The sequence below is a fragment of the Streptomyces sp. NPDC058525 genome, from assembly GCF_042719495.1.
GTDB lineage: Bacteria > Actinomycetota > Actinomycetes > Streptomycetales > Streptomycetaceae > Streptomyces.
Genome location: NZ_JBHXNP010000082.1, coordinates 1 through 15003 on the forward strand (window position 1 = coordinate 1; position 15003 = coordinate 15003).

At 70.5% G+C, this 15003-nt stretch carries 14 protein-coding genes; 7 read left to right on the forward strand and 7 right to left on the reverse strand.

All coding sequences use genetic code 11. From position 1 onward, the window contains the following. On the forward strand, nt 1-978 hold a 978-nt coding region (locus ACFWP3_RS30400), incomplete at its 5' end, for an ArsO family NAD(P)H-dependent flavin-containing monooxygenase (RefSeq protein WP_384227352.1). A 20-nt stretch (nt 979-998) separates the two neighbouring features. On the opposite strand, the gene ACFWP3_RS30405 is transcribed toward ACFWP3_RS30400, so the two are convergent. Beyond that, nucleotides 999-1397, reverse strand: coding sequence for a heavy metal-responsive transcriptional regulator (locus tag ACFWP3_RS30405; protein WP_384227442.1), 399 nt, complete (start codon nt 1395-1397; stop codon nt 999-1001). Between the two features lie 88 nt (nt 1398-1485). Between ACFWP3_RS30405 and ACFWP3_RS30410 the strand changes: the two genes are divergently transcribed. Both ACFWP3_RS30410 and ACFWP3_RS30415 read left to right on the forward strand, forming a co-directional pair. Continuing rightward, nucleotides 1486-2475: an alkylmercury lyase family protein gene (locus ACFWP3_RS30410; RefSeq protein ID WP_384227354.1), complete on the forward strand. Its 990-nt coding sequence runs from the start codon at nt 1486-1488 to the stop codon at nt 2473-2475. 17 nt (nt 2476-2492) lie between these two features. Next, a complete protein-coding gene (locus ACFWP3_RS30415; RefSeq protein ID WP_384227357.1) occupies nt 2493-3035 on the forward strand; it encodes a DinB family protein in 543 nt (180 codons plus the stop codon). Here the strand turns inward: ACFWP3_RS30415 and ACFWP3_RS30420 are convergent. The 3 genes from ACFWP3_RS30420 to ACFWP3_RS30430 are packed head-to-tail and all read right to left on the reverse strand — an operon-like array spanning nt 3028 to nt 4993. Next, nucleotides 3028-3528 carry a GNAT family N-acetyltransferase gene (locus ACFWP3_RS30420; RefSeq protein ID WP_384227360.1) on the reverse strand — a complete coding sequence of 167 codons (501 nt, stop codon included), beginning with the start codon at nt 3526-3528 and terminating at the stop codon, nt 3028-3030. The two genes, ACFWP3_RS30415 and ACFWP3_RS30420, sit on opposite strands and share 8 nt — an antisense overlap. Continuing rightward, entirely contained in the window at nt 3525-3893 is a 369-nt protein-coding gene (locus ACFWP3_RS30425) for an ArsR/SmtB family transcription factor (protein WP_384227362.1), read from the reverse strand. The genes ACFWP3_RS30420 and ACFWP3_RS30425 overlap by 4 nt, the downstream gene beginning before the upstream one ends. 41 nt (nt 3894-3934) lie before the next feature. Beyond that, entirely contained in the window at nt 3935-4993 is a 1059-nt protein-coding gene (locus tag ACFWP3_RS30430) for a flavin-containing monooxygenase (protein ID WP_384227364.1), read from the reverse strand. Nucleotides 4994-5362: 369 nt separating this feature from the next. Here ACFWP3_RS30430 and ACFWP3_RS30435 point away from each other — a divergent pair, with 369 nt between their 5' ends. The 4 genes from ACFWP3_RS30435 (at nt 5363) to ACFWP3_RS30450 (ending at nt 10720) form a co-directional block, all read left to right on the forward strand. Next, a complete protein-coding gene (locus ACFWP3_RS30435) occupies nt 5363-6727 on the forward strand; it encodes an NAD(P)-binding domain-containing protein (protein WP_384227366.1) in 1365 nt (454 codons plus the stop codon). Between the two features lies 1 nt (nt 6728). Next, nucleotides 6729-7943, forward strand: a complete 1215-nt coding sequence (locus ACFWP3_RS30440; RefSeq protein ID WP_384227368.1) for an MFS transporter — start codon at nt 6729-6731, stop codon at nt 7941-7943. Between the two features lie 326 nt (nt 7944-8269). Further along, nucleotides 8270-9160, forward strand: a complete 891-nt coding sequence (locus ACFWP3_RS30445) for a DUF5655 domain-containing protein (RefSeq protein ID WP_384227445.1) — start codon at nt 8270-8272, stop codon at nt 9158-9160. A 123-nt stretch (nt 9161-9283) separates the two neighbouring features. Further along, complete coding sequence (locus ACFWP3_RS30450) at nt 9284-10720, forward strand: restriction endonuclease (protein ID WP_384227370.1); 1437 nt, start codon at nt 9284-9286, stop codon at nt 10718-10720. Between the two features lie 139 nt (nt 10721-10859). On the opposite strand, the gene ACFWP3_RS30455 is transcribed toward ACFWP3_RS30450, so the two are convergent. Genes ACFWP3_RS30455 through ACFWP3_RS30465 form a run of 3 tightly spaced genes read right to left on the reverse strand, consistent with a single transcriptional unit; the run spans nt 10860 to nt 15003 of the window. Beyond that, nucleotides 10860-11999 (reverse strand): DnaB-like helicase N-terminal domain-containing protein, encoded by a 1140-nt coding sequence (locus ACFWP3_RS30455; protein ID WP_384227372.1) that lies wholly within the window; start codon nt 11997-11999, stop codon nt 10860-10862. Further along, nucleotides 11996-13216 carry a DNA cytosine methyltransferase gene (locus ACFWP3_RS30460; RefSeq protein ID WP_384227374.1) on the reverse strand — a complete coding sequence of 407 codons (1221 nt, stop codon included), beginning with the start codon at nt 13214-13216 and terminating at the stop codon, nt 11996-11998. Before ACFWP3_RS30460 ends, ACFWP3_RS30455 begins: the two co-directional genes overlap by 4 nt. Beyond that, nucleotides 13213-15003: a type IV secretory system conjugative DNA transfer family protein gene (locus ACFWP3_RS30465; protein WP_384227376.1), complete on the reverse strand. Its 1791-nt coding sequence runs from the start codon at nt 15001-15003 to the stop codon at nt 13213-13215. Before ACFWP3_RS30465 ends, ACFWP3_RS30460 begins: the two co-directional genes overlap by 4 nt.

Below are 15003 nucleotides of genomic sequence, written 5' to 3' on the forward strand. Positions count from 1 at the left end.
GAGCACGTCATCCTCGACGCCCAGACGGCGCCCGGCGGAGCCTGGCAGCACACCTGGGACTCCCTGCACCTGTTCTCCCCGGCCGAGTATTCGTCTCTGCCCGGTCGGCTGATGCCGGTCCAGCCCGGGCAGACCTACCCCGACGCGCAGCATGTCGTCGACTACCTCGCCGACTACGAGAAGCGGTACGAGCTGCCCGTGCAGCGCGGGGTGTGGGTGGAAGCGGTCCACCGCGACGGCGCCTTCCTACGCGTTGTGACGGACAGCGGCGACTGGCAGGCCCGCGCGGTCGTCAGCGCCACCGGCACTTGGACCCGCCCCTTCCTTCCGACCGTCCCCGGCCGCCGCGAGTACACCGGCCGCCAGCTCCACACCGTCCAGTACCAGAGTCCGGCCGAGTTCACCGGACAGCGGGTAGCCGTGGTGGGTGGTGGCAATTCCGGCGCCCAGATCGCCGCCGACCTCGCCCACGCCGGAATCGACCTGACCTGGGTCACTCAGCGCCCGCCCCGCTACCTCGCCGACGACATCGACGGCCGGGCCCTCTTCGACCACGCCACCGCCCGCCGCCGCGCCCTGGACGAAGGCCGCACCGACACCGGCGGCGTCGCCTCCCTCGGTGACATCGTCGCCGTGCCGCCCGTACGCGCCGCTCGGGATGCCGGACTCCTGACCGCGAAGCCGATGTTCAGCCGTCTCACCGCCGCCGGCGTGGAGTGGGCCGATGGCACTGTCGCGGAAGTCGACGCAATCATCTGGTGCACCGGCTTCCGGCCCGCGCTCGCTCCTTTCGCGGCCCTGCGCCTGCGCGGCAGCCAAGGGCACATCTCCACCGTCGGCACCCGGGCCGTGGACGAACCGCGCCTGCACCTGCTCGGCTACGGCGACTGGACCGGCCCCGCCTCCGCGACGCTGATCGGGGTGGGGCGTCCCGCCCGAGAGGCCGCCCGCGAGATCGCGGAACTTCTCGGCGGCTGACGCCAGCAGGCAGGAGCGGCTCAGGGCGTGGCGATGATCGTGCAGATGTCGTCGGCCTGGCAGGTCGTGGGATCGGTGGCGGCCGCCCGCTGGGCAAGGTCGCGCAGGGCGGCGCGGGTCTGGGCGAGTTCGATCATCCGCCGTTCGATCTCGGCGAGGTGCTCGTCGATCAACGCGGCGACTCGTTCGCAGGGCGCCTGGCCGCTGTCGCGGAGTTCCAGCACGGACCGGATCTCGGCGAGTGTCAGCCCGGCTGCCTGGGCGTCGCGGACGAACCCGAGCCGCTGGACCGTCTCGGGCGGATAGTCCCGGTACCCGCTCGTCGTACGCGGTGGGGCCGGTAGCAGCCCGGCCTGCTCGTAGAAGCGGACGGTCTTGGCCGTCACGCCCCCGGCCGCCGCGAGATCACCGATGCGCATTCCCATGCCTTCACGCTACGCCCTTGACCTTCCAGTGCACTGGAAGGTCTACGGTCGGCCACGAACCCCGAGCTAGAAGGAAACCGGGATGCGGATCACCATCCTCGTCGTGCCGGACTGCCCGAACCTGCCCCTGATCCAGGAGCGGATCACAGCCGCCCTCGACGGACGCCCCACCCCACTCGAGACGGTCGAGGTCCGCCAGGAGGAGGAAGCGGCGCGCCTGGGCATGACCGGCTCACCCACCATCCTGCTGGACGGCGTGGACCCCTTCGCGATGCCGGGGGCTCTCCCATCCGTCTCCTGCCGCCTCTACCGGGACTCGGACGGCCGCGCGGACGGGGCGCCGACCGTCCAGGCCCTGCGCCGAGCACTCGCGGGCACCCCCGACGCACACGGGAGCGCAAGCGACGGCTGCTGCGAGCCGGGCCGTGTGGACGTACTCGATCCGATCGGCCGGGCGGGCCGGGGCCGGCGGGCCCCGGCCGAGCGCGGCTTGCGAGCCGTCCACCAGGCGGTCCTGCGGCACTTCGCGACGACGGGCCACGCTCCCGACCCCGCTGCCCTGGATGTTGTCGCCGCCATGGCCGGACGTACGGCGGCCGAGGTGCTGGTCGAGCTGGACCGGGAGGACTTCCTCACCCTTGGCCCGGCCGGACGGATCTCCGCGGCCTACCCCTTCTCCGCCACGCCCACCCGACACCGGGTCCGGCTGGCCGACGGCGTCCAGGTGTGGTCGATGTGCGCGATCGACGCCCTCGGTATCTGCGCGATGCTCGGACAGGACGTCACGGTCTCCTCCATCGATCCCGTGACCGGCGAACCTGTCACCGTCACCTTCACCGGCGGGGCACCGACCTGGGAGCCTGTGACCACAGTGGTCTTCGTCGGCCGGCGCACGGGTGACGGACCCGCCGCATCCGTCTGCTGCGACGCCCTGAACTTCTTCACCGGCCCCGTCTCCGCCGAACAATGGAAGCGAAACAACCCCGAAGTCCACGGCGAGATCGTCGGCAGCAACCGGGCCGTGGAGCTCGCCGAGCAGACCTTCGGCCCGCTCCTGCGGGACGACGACTGACAGCATGGAGGCGGGACATGGGCGCGATGGACCGGCAGACCGTGCACGAGGACTACGAACGCGCCCGGCGCACCTTCCACCAGTTGCTCGACACCGCTACCGCGGCAGAGCTCACCCGCCCCACGAACGGCACCCGCTGGACCAACGAACAACTGCTGTGGCACATGTTCTTCGGCTACCTGATCACCCGGGTGCTGCTACCGCTCGTGCGGCTGTTCTCCCGCCTGCCCGACAGTGCGAGCAGGGCCTTCGCCCGCCTCTTGAACGCCGTCACACGGCCGTTCGACCTGATCAACTACGCAGGCCCGTGCGGCGCCGTGAAAGTGTTCACTCCACGCCGGACAGCCGCCGCGTTCGACCGCGTCATCGACTCTCTGACCCGCAGGCTGGCGGCCGCGCCGGAGGAATTCCTCGCCCGGGGCATGCATTTCCCCGTGCGCTGGGATTCCTTCTTCACGGACTTCATGAGCCTCGCGGACGTCTACCGCTACCCGAACCGGCACCTCGAATTCCACCGCCGCCAGCTCACCCTCGGCGGTGGAGAGACCCCCGTCAGGTGATCGCGGAGCTCCGGCGTTCGAGCAGCACCACGTCCCGCCACGCCCCGTGATGGCGCCCGATGCGTTCGCGGATACCGATGACGCGGAAGCCGGCTCGCTCGTGGAGGGCGAGGCTGGCGGCGTTCTCGGGGAAGATCCCGGACTGGATCGTCCAGATCCCCGCCGACTCCGTGGAAGCGATCAGCGCATCCAGGAGGGCTCGCGCGACGCCACGGCCGCGGGCGTCGGGGTGGACGTACACGGAGTGCTCGACCACGCCCGCGTAGGCGCACCGGTCGGAGACCGCGCTCGCCGCGACCCAGCCCAGCACCCGGCCGCCGTTGCCGTCGAGGGCGACGAAGCGGTGGCCGGGCAGCTTGGCCTTGTCGAACGAGGCCCAGTCGGGGGCCTGCGTCTCGAAGGTCGCGTTGCCTTCGTCGATCCCTGCCTGGTAGATGCCCAGCACCTGCTCAGCGTGCTCGGGCCGCAGCTCATCGATCCGCACGCCGGTCACGCGGCCTTCGCAGCGCCGGTCAGCAGCGCGCCCATGGCGGCGAGCACGGACGGCTCGACCCGGTAGTACACCCACGTGCCGCGCCGCTCGGAGGACAGCAGGCCGGCTTCCTTCAGCTTCTTGAGGTGATGGGAGACGGTGGGCTGCGAGACGCCGACGTCGGAGATGTCGCAGACGCACGCCTCGCCGCCCTCGTGGGAGGCGACGGCGGAGAACAGGCGCATGCGCACTGGGTCGCCGAGGGCCTTGAACATCTTCGCCGCGACCTCGGCCTCGTCCGCCGACATGGGGCGCTCGGCCAGCGGGGGGCAGCAGGGCGCGACGGCCTCGGGCTCCAGGAGCGGCAGTACCTTCGCATTCGACATACGTCTATGTTGACACACGTCGAACTAGAGTGGCAGGGGCCTCACGCGCGGGCCAGGTAGGCGGCCAGGCGGCGGGCCGCCCGCGCGGCGTCCCGGCCGACGCCACGCAGGGAGTTCGAGGACAGGCTGCGCTGCCACTCCAGGCCTACGAAGGCCAGGTGTGGGTGTGCGGAGGAGGCGCCGTCCTGGTGTCGGGGCTGGCCGGAGGCGTCGAGCGCGCCGCCGAGCCCGGCCAGGTAGGGCAGGTCCGGGCGGTAGCCGGTGGCCAGGATCAGCGCATCCAGCCTCTCGGTGGCGCCGTCCGGCCAGGTGGCCGTGTCTCCGTCCAGGCGCTGGAACATCGGGCGCCGGTCGGGGCTGCCGGCCGCCAGGGCGGCGCGGTAGCGGCCGTCGTCCAGGACCGGTTGGCCGGGCGGGGTCCGCAGCAGGCGCCCGAGCGGTGCGGAGTCGAGACCGGTGCGGGTCAGCCAGAAGTGCAGGTCCCTCCCCAGCAGGTGCTGGTGGGCGAACTTCACCGGGGCCCGCGTGGCTAGCGTGGTCCGGCTTTCGCGGGCGAGCTCGGCGGCTATCTGGACCGCTGAGTTTCCCGCCCCGACCACCACGACCCGCTGGCCGGCGAACGCGGCCGGGCTGCGGTAGTCGGCCGCGTGCACGACCTGCCCGCCGAAGGTCTCCAGGCCCGGCAGGTCGGGGTGGTGGGGGCGGCCGAAGCTGCCCGAGGCCGCGACCACTGCCAGAGTCGACAGCCGCCCGCCGCCCTCCAGCTCGACCGTGAACCCGGCGCCGTCGGCCAAGACTGTGGCCACGCGCTGACCGGTGCGGATGTCGGCCTGCAGGCGGTCGGAGTAGGCAGTCAGGTAGGCGACGACTTCGTCCCGATGCGGATAGCGGCCCGGATCCCCGCCGAACGGCATACCGGGCAAGGCGCTGAACCGGGCCGGGGAGAACAGGGTCAGGCTGTCGTAGTAGCGCGGCCACGACCCGGCCGCCCGGTCGGATGCCTCGAGAACCACCGGCTGCAGCCCCGCCTGGACCAGCGCCTGTGCGGTGGCCAGCCCCGCTTGCCCACCTCCGATGACGACGACTTCCACGCGCTCCACGACTACTCCCACGAAATAGATGAATGTCTATGTTGACGCCTATCGATACAGGTGCCATGCTGATCACGCAAGCCATAGACAAACTTCGAAACACCTAGGGAGCCGTCATGAATGAGTCGGTCAACCCCAGCCCGAACCACGCCGAGACGGCGGCTTCCTGCTGTGGCCCCGCCCCGGCCGCGCCCACGGCGGAGGCGGCTCCCGCCGAGTCCTCACCGTGTTGTGGCACCAGCGAGGACGCGGAAGCCGCCGGAGCCTGCTGCGACCCCCAGTCCAAGCGCGAGGCCGTCGCTACCGGCGCCGGCTGCTGCTGACCACCTGAAGTCCCCGCCCACCCCGCCTGCCTGCACAAAGACCCGGAGACCTGTCATGAGCGAGACCATCACCGAGCTGCCCGTCGTCGTCATCGGGGCTGGCCCCGCCGGACTCGCGGCCGCCGCCCACCTCGTCGACCGCGGCCTGGAGCCCCTCGTCCTGGAAGCCGGGACCACCGCCGGATCCGCCGTCCGCGGATGGGCCCACGTGCGACTGTTCTCCCGCTGGGGCGAGGTCGTCGACCCGGCCGCCGAGAAGCTCCTCGCCCCGACCGGCTGGGTCAAGCCCGCCGAGGACACCTACCCCTCCGGCGGAGACTGGGCCGAGCGGTACCTCCAGCCGCTGGCCGACGTGCTCGGCGAGCAGGTCCGCTACGACGCCCGAGTCACCGGTGTCTCCCGCGCCGGCCGCGACCGCATCGTCGACGCCGACCGCGAGGCCCAGCCCTTCGTCGTCCACTACGAGAACGCCGACGGCCGCGAGCAGCGGATCTTCGCCCGCGCGGTCATCGACGCCTCCGGCACCTGGTCCACCCCCAGCCCCGCCGGCGGCAGCGGCCTCAAGGCCCTGGGGGAGAAGGCGGCCGCCGACCGGATCGGCTACCGCGTCCCGGACTTGAAGGACCCCGCCGTCCGGGCCCGGTACGCGGGCAAGCGCACCGCGGTCATCGGCTCCGGCGCCTCCGCCTTCACCGCCCTCGCCTACCTGGCCGACCTCGCCAAGGCCGACGACGGCACCGGAACCCACGCCACCTGGATCCTGCGCCGGGGCATCTCCGGCTCGACCTTCGGCGGCGGGGAAGCCGACCAGCTGCCCGCCCGCGGCGCCCTCGGCCTCGCCGCGAAGGCGGCCGTCGACGGCGGCTACGCCGACGCCGTCACCGGCTTCCGCACCGACGCCTTCGAGCGCGACGAGGACGGCCGCCTGGTCCTCGTCGGGGAGGACGGCCGCCGCCTGGACCCGGTGGACGAGGTCATCGTCCTGACCGGCTTCCGCCCCGACCTCTCTTTCCTGGACGAGCTGCGCCTCGGCCTGGACGAGCGCCTGCAGGCTCCGGTCGAGCTGGCGCCGCTGATCGACCCGAACCAGCACTCCTGCGGCACCGTGTACCCGCACGGCGTGAACGAGCTCTCCCATCCGGAGAAGGACGTCTACCTCGTCGGCATGAAGTCCTACGGCCGCGCCCCGACCTTCCTCGCCATGACCGGCTACGAGCAGGTCCGCTCCATCGCCGCCCACCTCGTCGGCGACCACGAGGCCGCCGAGCGCGTCGAACTCACCCTCCCGGAGACCGGCGTGTGCGGCGGCGCGGGCCTCTTCGACGAGCCGGAGGCCGCGGAGGAAACCGGTGGCGGCTGCTGCGCGGCCCCGGCCACCCTCACCATCGGCGCCGCACCCGCCTCCTCCGGCGGCTGCTGAGGTGAGCGACCTTCAAAGCGGCGTGGCCGCGACCGGGACGGGGGTCCGGTCGCGGCCACGCGCCGTCCTGCCCGCCTTCTGCCTCACCCAGATCACCAGCTGGGGCATCGTCTACTACGCCTTCATTGTCCTCAACCCGGCCATCACCGCCGACACCGGCTGGAGCGCGGGCGCAACCACCGCGGCGTTTTCCGCCGCCCTCGTCGTCTCCGCCATCGCCGGGATCTACGTCGGCCGTGTCCTCGACCATCGCGGGCCCCGCACCGTCATGACGACCGGCTCCATCCTGGGTTCGCTGAGCCTCCTCGTGATAGCCGCGGCCCCCAACCTGCCCGTCTTCTTCGCCGGATGGCTACTCGCCGGAGCGGCCATGGCCGCCATCCTCTACCAGCCCGCCTTCGCCGCCCTCACCCGCTGGTGGGGCCCCGAACACGTCCGCGCGCTCACGATCGTCACCCTCGCCGGCGGACTCGCCTCCACCGTCTTCGCACCCCTGACTGCGATCCTCGCCGACCACATGTCCTGGCGCGCCACCTACGTAGTGCTCGCCGGCATCCTCGCCGCCCTGACCGTCCCGGCCCACGCGATCGCACTGAAAGCCCCGTGGCCGCCGGCCCCACCGAGCCCGCCGCACATCACCAGCGGCCACGAGCAGGTCGTGCGCAGCCGGGCGTTCTGGATGCTGTCCGTCACCTTCACCCTGTCCGCGTTCGCCATGTATGCCGTCGTCATCGGCCTCGTCCCCCTCCTCCTCGAACGCGGCTACACCACCACCCAAGCCGCATGGGTCCTCGGCCTCGGAGGCGCCGGACAGACGCTCGGCCGCACCCTGTACGCGATGCTCGCCCGCCGCCTGGGTGTCACCGCCCGCACCGTCACCCTGATCGCGCTCGGCGCCCTCACCACCGCGGCCCTCGCCACCGTGGCCGGCCCGTACGCCCTACTCGTTGCTGTGTCCGTCCTTGCCGGAGTGATCCGCGGCAACCTCACCCTCCTCCAGGCCACAGCCGTCACCGATCGCTGGGGCACCACCCACTACGGCCGACTTTCCGGCCTCCTTGGCGCACCAGCCCACGCAGCCGCCGCCATCGCCCCCTTCGCCGGCGCAGCCCTGGCCGGACCCCTCGGCGGGTACCCCGCGCTGTTCGCGCTGCTGGCGGTCCTCTCCACCGCTGCCGCTGTCACGGCCTTCGGGACCCGCACGCAACAGCACTGATCAGTGATGGGCGCTCGGCTTGCCGGGGTGGTGGTCGTCCGGGAGCCTCGTGTATCACCGAGCTGCCCTGCTCACGCTCGGCATCGCGGTCGCTCGGTCGAACGGATGGTCGGAGGGGAGGGGTGGGGCATCACGGCGCAGTGAACGGGAGGATCGGCGACGGGCACTCCGGAAGGGCGGCCTGGGGTTCGCTGGACCTCAGAGTGGTCGAGCGTGAGTGCTGCCCCGGCGGAGCCTGGCCCGAAAGATCCGATCCCCGGATGGCCCGGCTGGCGGAAATATCCCTGAACCTGCGGGTGTTACCCCTCGGCACGTGCGACAAGGGGGTGTTGAGCCTGAAGCTGTTCTCCACGAAAGAAGGCGTGACCGAAGTCCTGCCGCGATTGGCTGAGGCTGAGGCCGATGTGCAGGGCCTGGTCGAGGGGGCGATGGAGGCGATGCTCGGGGTTCGATTCCTCGCCTCCGAATACAGCACCGGCCCTGTCCACGGCGGGCGCATCGACTCGCTGGGGCTCGACGAGAACGGTGCTCCGGTGATCGTCGAGTACAAGCGAACCACCGACCCCGGTGTGCTGTCGCAAGGGCTGTTCTACGTGGCCTGGCTGATGGACCATCGCACCGAGTTCCAAGCGCTGGTCCGCGAGCGTCTCGGGGAGACGGCAGCGTCTCAGGTCCTGTGGAGCGCGCCCCGGCTGATCTGCATCGCCGGCGACTTCACCCGCTATGACCTGCATGCCGTGCGGGAGCATCGCCACTCGATCGACCTGGTCCGCTATCGGCTGTACGGGCAGCATCACATCGGGTTGGAGACCGTCGCCTCAGTGGCCGCGCAGGGCAAAGTGCCGTCGCGCCTGCGGCGCCGAGGCACCGACGCATCCGTGCCCGTCCGGCGCGCGTGCGAGGCGATGGCGGAACTGGCGGCAGCCGTGGACGAGGCGCTGCTGGGGCTGGGCGGGGACGTCGCGAAGGTCGAGCGCAAGCAGTACGACGCGTACCAGCGGCTGCGCAACTTCGCCTGTATCACATCCCGGCAGGACAAGCTCCTCGCATACCTCAAGGCGGCGCCTACAACTGTCGATCTCGTGCCGGGGTTCACCAGGGATGTAACGGGGCTTGGGCATCACGGCACCGGCGACCTGGAGGTCCAGCTGCGCTCAGACAAGGACCTCGAGCGGGCGATGGAGCTGTTTCGGCTGTCCTACGACGCGGCGGCATAGGCCGGCTCACTGACCTGAACGTGTGTCAGTGCCGGGACGTAGCATCCGGAGCGATGCCGCGTCGTTGTGGCCGGTACGCGGTTCCTTGGGGTGGGCTGGCCAAGGCGATGGGGAGGTACCCCAATGGGGTGGGAGTCCTTGCTGGTATCGGAGTTCAAGCGACTCCAGTCCACTTCGGACGCGCATCGACGTGGCCGGAAGCTCGAGGAGTTGTTGGAGCGGCTGTTCCAGAACGCGCACTTCCGCGTCCAGCGAAATGCCGGCGCTGCACGACCAAGGCAAACCGATCTTGTCGCGGGCTACGGCGACGCCTGGTACGTGATCGAGGCCAAATGGGAACAGGCGCCTGTTGACGTCAACACCTTCGACAGCGTGCGGGCCCGCGTGGAGCGAGCTGGCCCTGCCACTATCGGTGTGATCATCAGCATCGCGGGCTTCACGGAATCCGTCATCCAGCAGGTCGTCGAATTCCGAGGGCGACAGCCCATACTGCTCATCGGTGAGAAGGAACTGCTGCAGCTCCTCCGTTCACCTGAATCGCTTGCCAACCTGTTGAAGGCAAAGCAGGCGGAGCTTGTCGCCCACGGTCGTGTCCACCTTGGCCTGGACACCACGAGGAAGACCAAGCGCCGACCGATCAACGATCTGCCGGCAGCCAGCGTCTCCCTGCTTGGGGACACGCTGGAGCCGCTGCCGTACGTCACCGCCGACGACAGCTTCGGTGAACTCGTCTTCGTCCATGAACTGCCCGATGTCGACTGGGTGATCGCCAGCGGCAACGGGGTCGCCCTGGACCTCCCGGTCCGCCGTTTGGACGAAGGCGGTCTCATTGATCTCGTCCACACGCTGAACTCCATGGGCTGGACGACATCCGAACCATCCTGGAGCATCCGACAGGCAACCACGGCGTGGCACGGAACCGGCGCTCGGGAGTTCGTCAACGCGCTGACCGGCAGGACGAAGCGCTACGGCGGACTGGAGGACATCCACCACACCGAGCAGGTCGCGTACTTCGACACCTGCCTAGGCGGAGGCTTCTACACGCTGACAGCTGATGTCTCCAGCGACCCTTCCCGCGTGGTACTGCGCTGCAATATCTCCTTCCAACTGGTGGGCATTCCGGTCGACATGGCTCCGCTCCGGCACCTCTTCGAGCGATACGACGCGATGGCCTCGGGCTTCCTCCGTCCACTTACAGGCCGCGCTGTGACCCGGGAACACCTGAAGGATCACGAGCCGCTGGAAGCTGTCGGGTACCTCGTCTCCTCTGACGACGTCCCCTCGATCTCCTGGGCCGAGCGCCCCGAGAGCCCCTCGGAGGAGGCGAGCGTTCCGGATAAGTGGGTCACTGGCATCGTGGCCCGAAACCCCTACTACAAGGCAGAGCGGGGAGCGACGCCGGAGGGCTGGCCGATGGCAGTCGAGTCCAGCGAGCTCATCATCTGCGCCTTGCGGAACCACCATCCACTGGAAAAGAGGCCCGAGGGCTACTCGCTGATCTCTTGGGAACTGGCGAAGACTTCGGATGCCAAGGTATTCCGCCCAGTGGCGGACTGGTAGACGACTCATCGGGGGGCCACGGCACGAGCATGCGGGGCACCGAGCGCCGTGTTGGAGCCTGGTCGGCGAACGGGAGGGGGCGGAGGAGGCACGATTGTGGGTGGGCGGGAGTCGCTGAGGTGCGGGCAACCTCTCTTGGTCATCGGCCTGGCCGGGCGGGGGTGCGGGTGGCAGGGCCAGCTCGCGCGGCCGGGGTGCGGACGGCGGGAGCACGGGGGACGGCAGGCTGGCGGGCGGTGGGCTTCTCGGCGAAGTCGCCTGTGGCTTGGTGCCAGCGGCTCCGTACTGAGGACAGTGCGGAGAGTGCCCGGCGGCTGCCGGTGGCCAGCTGGTGGACGGATGTGGCGTCGTCCGCAGTGAGCGCTTCGATTCGTGCGGCAACGGCACCAGCCTGTGCCAGGAGAGCGCGCTGGAGGACCTGCTGGCCCCAGTGCTCGGGTGCCCCTGCGGGATGGGCGAGCAAGTCGAGGACCTCGTCGGGCTGGAGCCCTTCGCGAAGCAGGCCGCGCTGCTGAGCCTCCCACAGGAGGGTGATGGGGTCCACGGGTGCACCCCGGCGGGCGAGTGCCGTCAAGCAGGCGTAGAGGGCGGCGTGCGCGGGGGCGGTGAAGTCGCCCTCGTGTAGCCAGCGCATCCGAGGCAGGCCATCGGGGTGTGCGGTGGCCGTGGCCAGGAGCATCCGTTCCTCGTCCTCCGCCTCTTCCGACGCCTCAGCAGTCGGGGCGGGAGTCGGAGGGGTCCGGGGCGTTGATCCGGGGTGTGAGGGGAAGGTCGTGGTCAGCTCGTCGAGGTAGACGGCTAGCTGGTCGGCCCGGGTGAGGACCGTCCGAGCCGGATCGGGCCCCGGTGCACGGGCGGCCTGGGCGAGGAGACCGGCATGTCGGCGCAGAACGCGGCGGGCATACCCGGAACGGACCATCTGCGCGTAGGCAGGGGCGTGGGCGTCGGTGGGGCAGACGCTGATGAGGGTGTGCAGGTAGGAGGCCGTCAGGGCTCGGGCCCGGGGCTGGGCCGCGTCGAGGAGCTGGTTCGGCCACACCGGGCGGGCCCGGTGGACCTCGGGCGTGGGCGGGGACACCGTGCGCATCGCCGCGAACAGGGCGCTGTGCGCGGTGTTGGCGAAGTGCTCAGGCTCGAGCGGCCCGATGGTCTTGAGCCGCTCGGGAACCAGGAGCAGGGCGCCGAGCAGGGCCTGTTCGGCGTAGTGGACCACCGGCGGAGACGCCGGGTACTGCAGGACATTCTCGTCGGCTTCGGTACAGGCGGCGTCGGACATCATGCCCCCAGGACGAAGTCGTCGCGGGTGAGCACGCGTTCGACGTGTGGTGCGATCAAGTGGGCCGCGAACAAGGGGGGAACAGCGTTCCCGATCTGGGAGAAGCGCTGGCCTTTGTTGCCCTGCCAGGGGTAGGCGGGCGGAAAGGACTGCAGGATGCCGGCCTCCTCGGCGGTGATACGGATCGTCGGCGGCGCTGTCTCCGCGGGTCCTGTAGTGGTCCAGACGCATTCGTTGGCGCGGTTGCCGAAGAACAAGGTGGCGGCCGGTTCGGTCACGGGGCGGATGGCCGCGTTCGCCTGGCTGTTGCTGCGCAAGACCCAGTCCTGTCCGCCACCGCACCACGGCGTTTCCGGAGATTCCTTCGTGCAGCTGCACGGAGGCCCGGTCTCAGGGTTCCGGGGGCGCAGCGGGGGGTTCTTCCACGCGCCGCGGTCGCGGGCGTCGGAGAGGGTTTTGCGGGAGCCGGAGGGGAAAGGCTCCGGTCCGCCCCCGGGGCCGCCGCCGGCGCACACGGTGGGTACGGGCCCGTCGGTGCGTCCCCAGCCCAGGGCTTCGGCCATGGACACCCAGGTTCGGCGGCCGGGCCCGAAGAAGGTCTCCGGCTCGCTGAACTTGGCGTGTGTCGGCTCAGGCGGCGTCGCCGTACGGCTCCGGGAAGCGATCAGGATCGCCCGCCGCCTCGTCTGCGGCACGCCGTAGTCAGCGGCGTTGAGGATGCCGCTCCAGGTGGAGAACCCCCAGGAGCGGAGCACGGCGGCGTACTGCTTCCACAAGGGCGCGACGTCGGGGACCTCCTCCATCAGCACCCATTCCGGCTCGCCGGCCTGGTGCAGGGCGTGGAGGTAGCGCATCGGCTCGGCGGCCAGCAGCGACCGCTGGTCCTGGCAGGCTGCGAGCAGTTGGGGGCGGGTGTCTCGTCCGGCGGCCAAGTCCGCCACGGCTTGGTGGACGAGGGGCTGGTCTACCAGGCCGAGGCGCTTGCCGGCCATGCTCCACGCCTGACAGGGCGGGCTCGCTATCAGGCCGCGGGTCCGGCCGATGAAAGGGCGGACCGGGTAGAGCGCGACGTCGGTACGGATCGTGGTCTGCCCGGTCGCCGCGCGGGTCTTGCAGGCCCATTCATCCCACTCCAGGCCGACATCGCGCACGCCCAGGACGTGCAGGGCGTGCCCCCAGCCGCCCGGACCAGCGAAGAGGTCCAGAACGAGGTCTCTCATACGGCCAGCCCGAAGTCGGCTTGTGGGGGTGCGGCCTTGGCGATGGCCCGGGCGGTGATGGCGTCGGAAGCGGCCTTGGAGGCGGCGGACAGCTCTCCGGCGCCCGGTTCGAGGTACCAGGGGCGAAGGTCGAGCATGGCGGCGCGCAGGCCGGTCGCGAAGAGGAGGGCCGTGCCCTTGGGCAGGGAACGGATTCGGTCCGCGGGCAGGATCCGCTCCTGCCGCATGCTGATCGAGGTGGACTTGCCCGACTCCGAGACGGAGGTGGACTTGGTCTCCACGTCGTGATCGCCGATCAGCCGGGACAGCTTGTCCGCGAAGTCCGGGTCGTCAATGCCAGACCCGATGACCTTGATGGTGGCCGCCGACCACATGGCGTCCATGCCCGCGTCGCCCCACACCTTCTGGCCCTGCCTGTAGGACTGCAAGATCGTTATCGGGATGATTCCGCGCGAGCCCAGGTGCGAGTACAAGTCCGGGAGGTCGCTGATTTTGCATACATTTGCGGCCTCGTCGAGGATCGCGAGCATGGGCGGGTCGAGACGTCCGCCAGTGCGTTCGGCTCGGGCGGTCGCGGCCCGCATCACTGAGTCGGCGCACGCTGCGATGAGCGCAGAGGCTCCTCCGCCGCCGTCCTTGGAGAGAAGGAACAGCGTGTCGGTGGAAGCCACGAACTCGGCCGGGCGAAACTCCGGTACGTCCTTCTGCGGGGTCACCCAGGCGGCGATGTCGGCGCTCAGCAGGGCGGACGCGTACTGTCTCGCGGTCTCATAGATGCCGTCTCGGGTTTCGGGCGGGCCCTCAACCGTGCCCTTCAACTGGGCTGCGACGGAGGTGAATCCGTGGTCGCGCAGGATGTCGAGCGGTCGCCGGTCGGCGGGGAAGGCCAGCCACTGCATCACGTCCGTGATCGGGCGGTTGTCGAGGGCCGCGGCCAGGAACAGCTGCGACAAGATGTTGGATCCCGCCTTGGACCAGAAGTCGCCCTGCTGGGAGGCGTCCACGGACGCGGCGAGGAAGTGGCCGGCGAGCCGGTTCGCTCCCTCCAGGGACTTGGCGTCCGCAAGGGGGTTCCACCACATGGTGCGGGGTGCGTGGGCGATCTGCTGGGGGTCCATCGACCACACCCGCCCCACTCGGCTGCGGGCGTCGAAGCAGGTCGTATAGGCGTCGCCGGCGGCCTTGTTACTGGTCAGGAGTACGGCGCCGGGCGCGGCCAGGATGGAGGGGATCGCCAGCGAGGTGGTCTTCCCGGAGCGCGGTGCCATGATCGCCACCGCGACGTCCTCGTACCCCATCCGGATCTCGGTCCGGGTGCCCTGCAGGTTGCCCAGGAGGATTCCGGTGTCCGAGGCCGCGATGCGGTCGGCGTCCATCAGGCTGGGGCGCAGGCTGCGGGCCTTTGCGGTGATCGCCTTGGCCAAGAGCGGCTCGATGTCTCTGGCCTTGGCGGTGCCCTGGACCCGGCGCTTGTTCCTCCCGCCGAAGGCGCCCTTGCGGCGGCTCCACCACACGCCGCCGACGGCGGCAAGGGCGATCAGGGCGAGTACGGGAAGGACACGGACACCGAGGAGCAGGGACGATTCTCCCAGGCCGGGCCAGAGCTGGTCGGGACGGATGAGGGCGTCGGCGGGCCGGTAGTCGGCCCAGGGTTGCCCGGTGAGCAGGGCGGTGAGGTTCCCGCCGAGCCAGGCGAGATGGGAGAGGGGGATGGCGACGGCGAAGACCCCGAGGAGGACCTTGAAGGCTATGTCGTAGCCGTCGGAGGAGGAGCTGGACTGGGACAA

Coding starts and splice junctions, on each gene's coding strand:
- ACFWP3_RS30415 (WP_384227357.1), top strand. CDS start 2,493: ATGGGCGCGATGGACCGGCAGACCGTGCACGAGGACTACGAACGCGCC.
- ACFWP3_RS30455 (WP_384227372.1), bottom strand. CDS start 11,999: ATGATGTCCGACGCCGCCTGTACCGAAGCCGACGAGAATGTCCTGCAG.
- ACFWP3_RS30410 (WP_384227354.1), top strand. CDS start 1,486: ATGCGGATCACCATCCTCGTCGTGCCGGACTGCCCGAACCTGCCCCTG.
- ACFWP3_RS30405 (WP_384227442.1), bottom strand. CDS start 1,397: ATGCGCATCGGTGATCTCGCGGCGGCCGGGGGCGTGACGGCCAAGACC.
- ACFWP3_RS30450 (WP_384227370.1), top strand. CDS start 9,284: ATGGGGTGGGAGTCCTTGCTGGTATCGGAGTTCAAGCGACTCCAGTCC.
- ACFWP3_RS30435 (WP_384227366.1), top strand. CDS start 5,363: ATGAGCGAGACCATCACCGAGCTGCCCGTCGTCGTCATCGGGGCTGGC.
- ACFWP3_RS30460 (WP_384227374.1), bottom strand. CDS start 13,216: ATGAGAGACCTCGTTCTGGACCTCTTCGCTGGTCCGGGCGGCTGGGGG.
- ACFWP3_RS30425 (WP_384227362.1), bottom strand. CDS start 3,893: ATGTCGAATGCGAAGGTACTGCCGCTCCTGGAGCCCGAGGCCGTCGCG.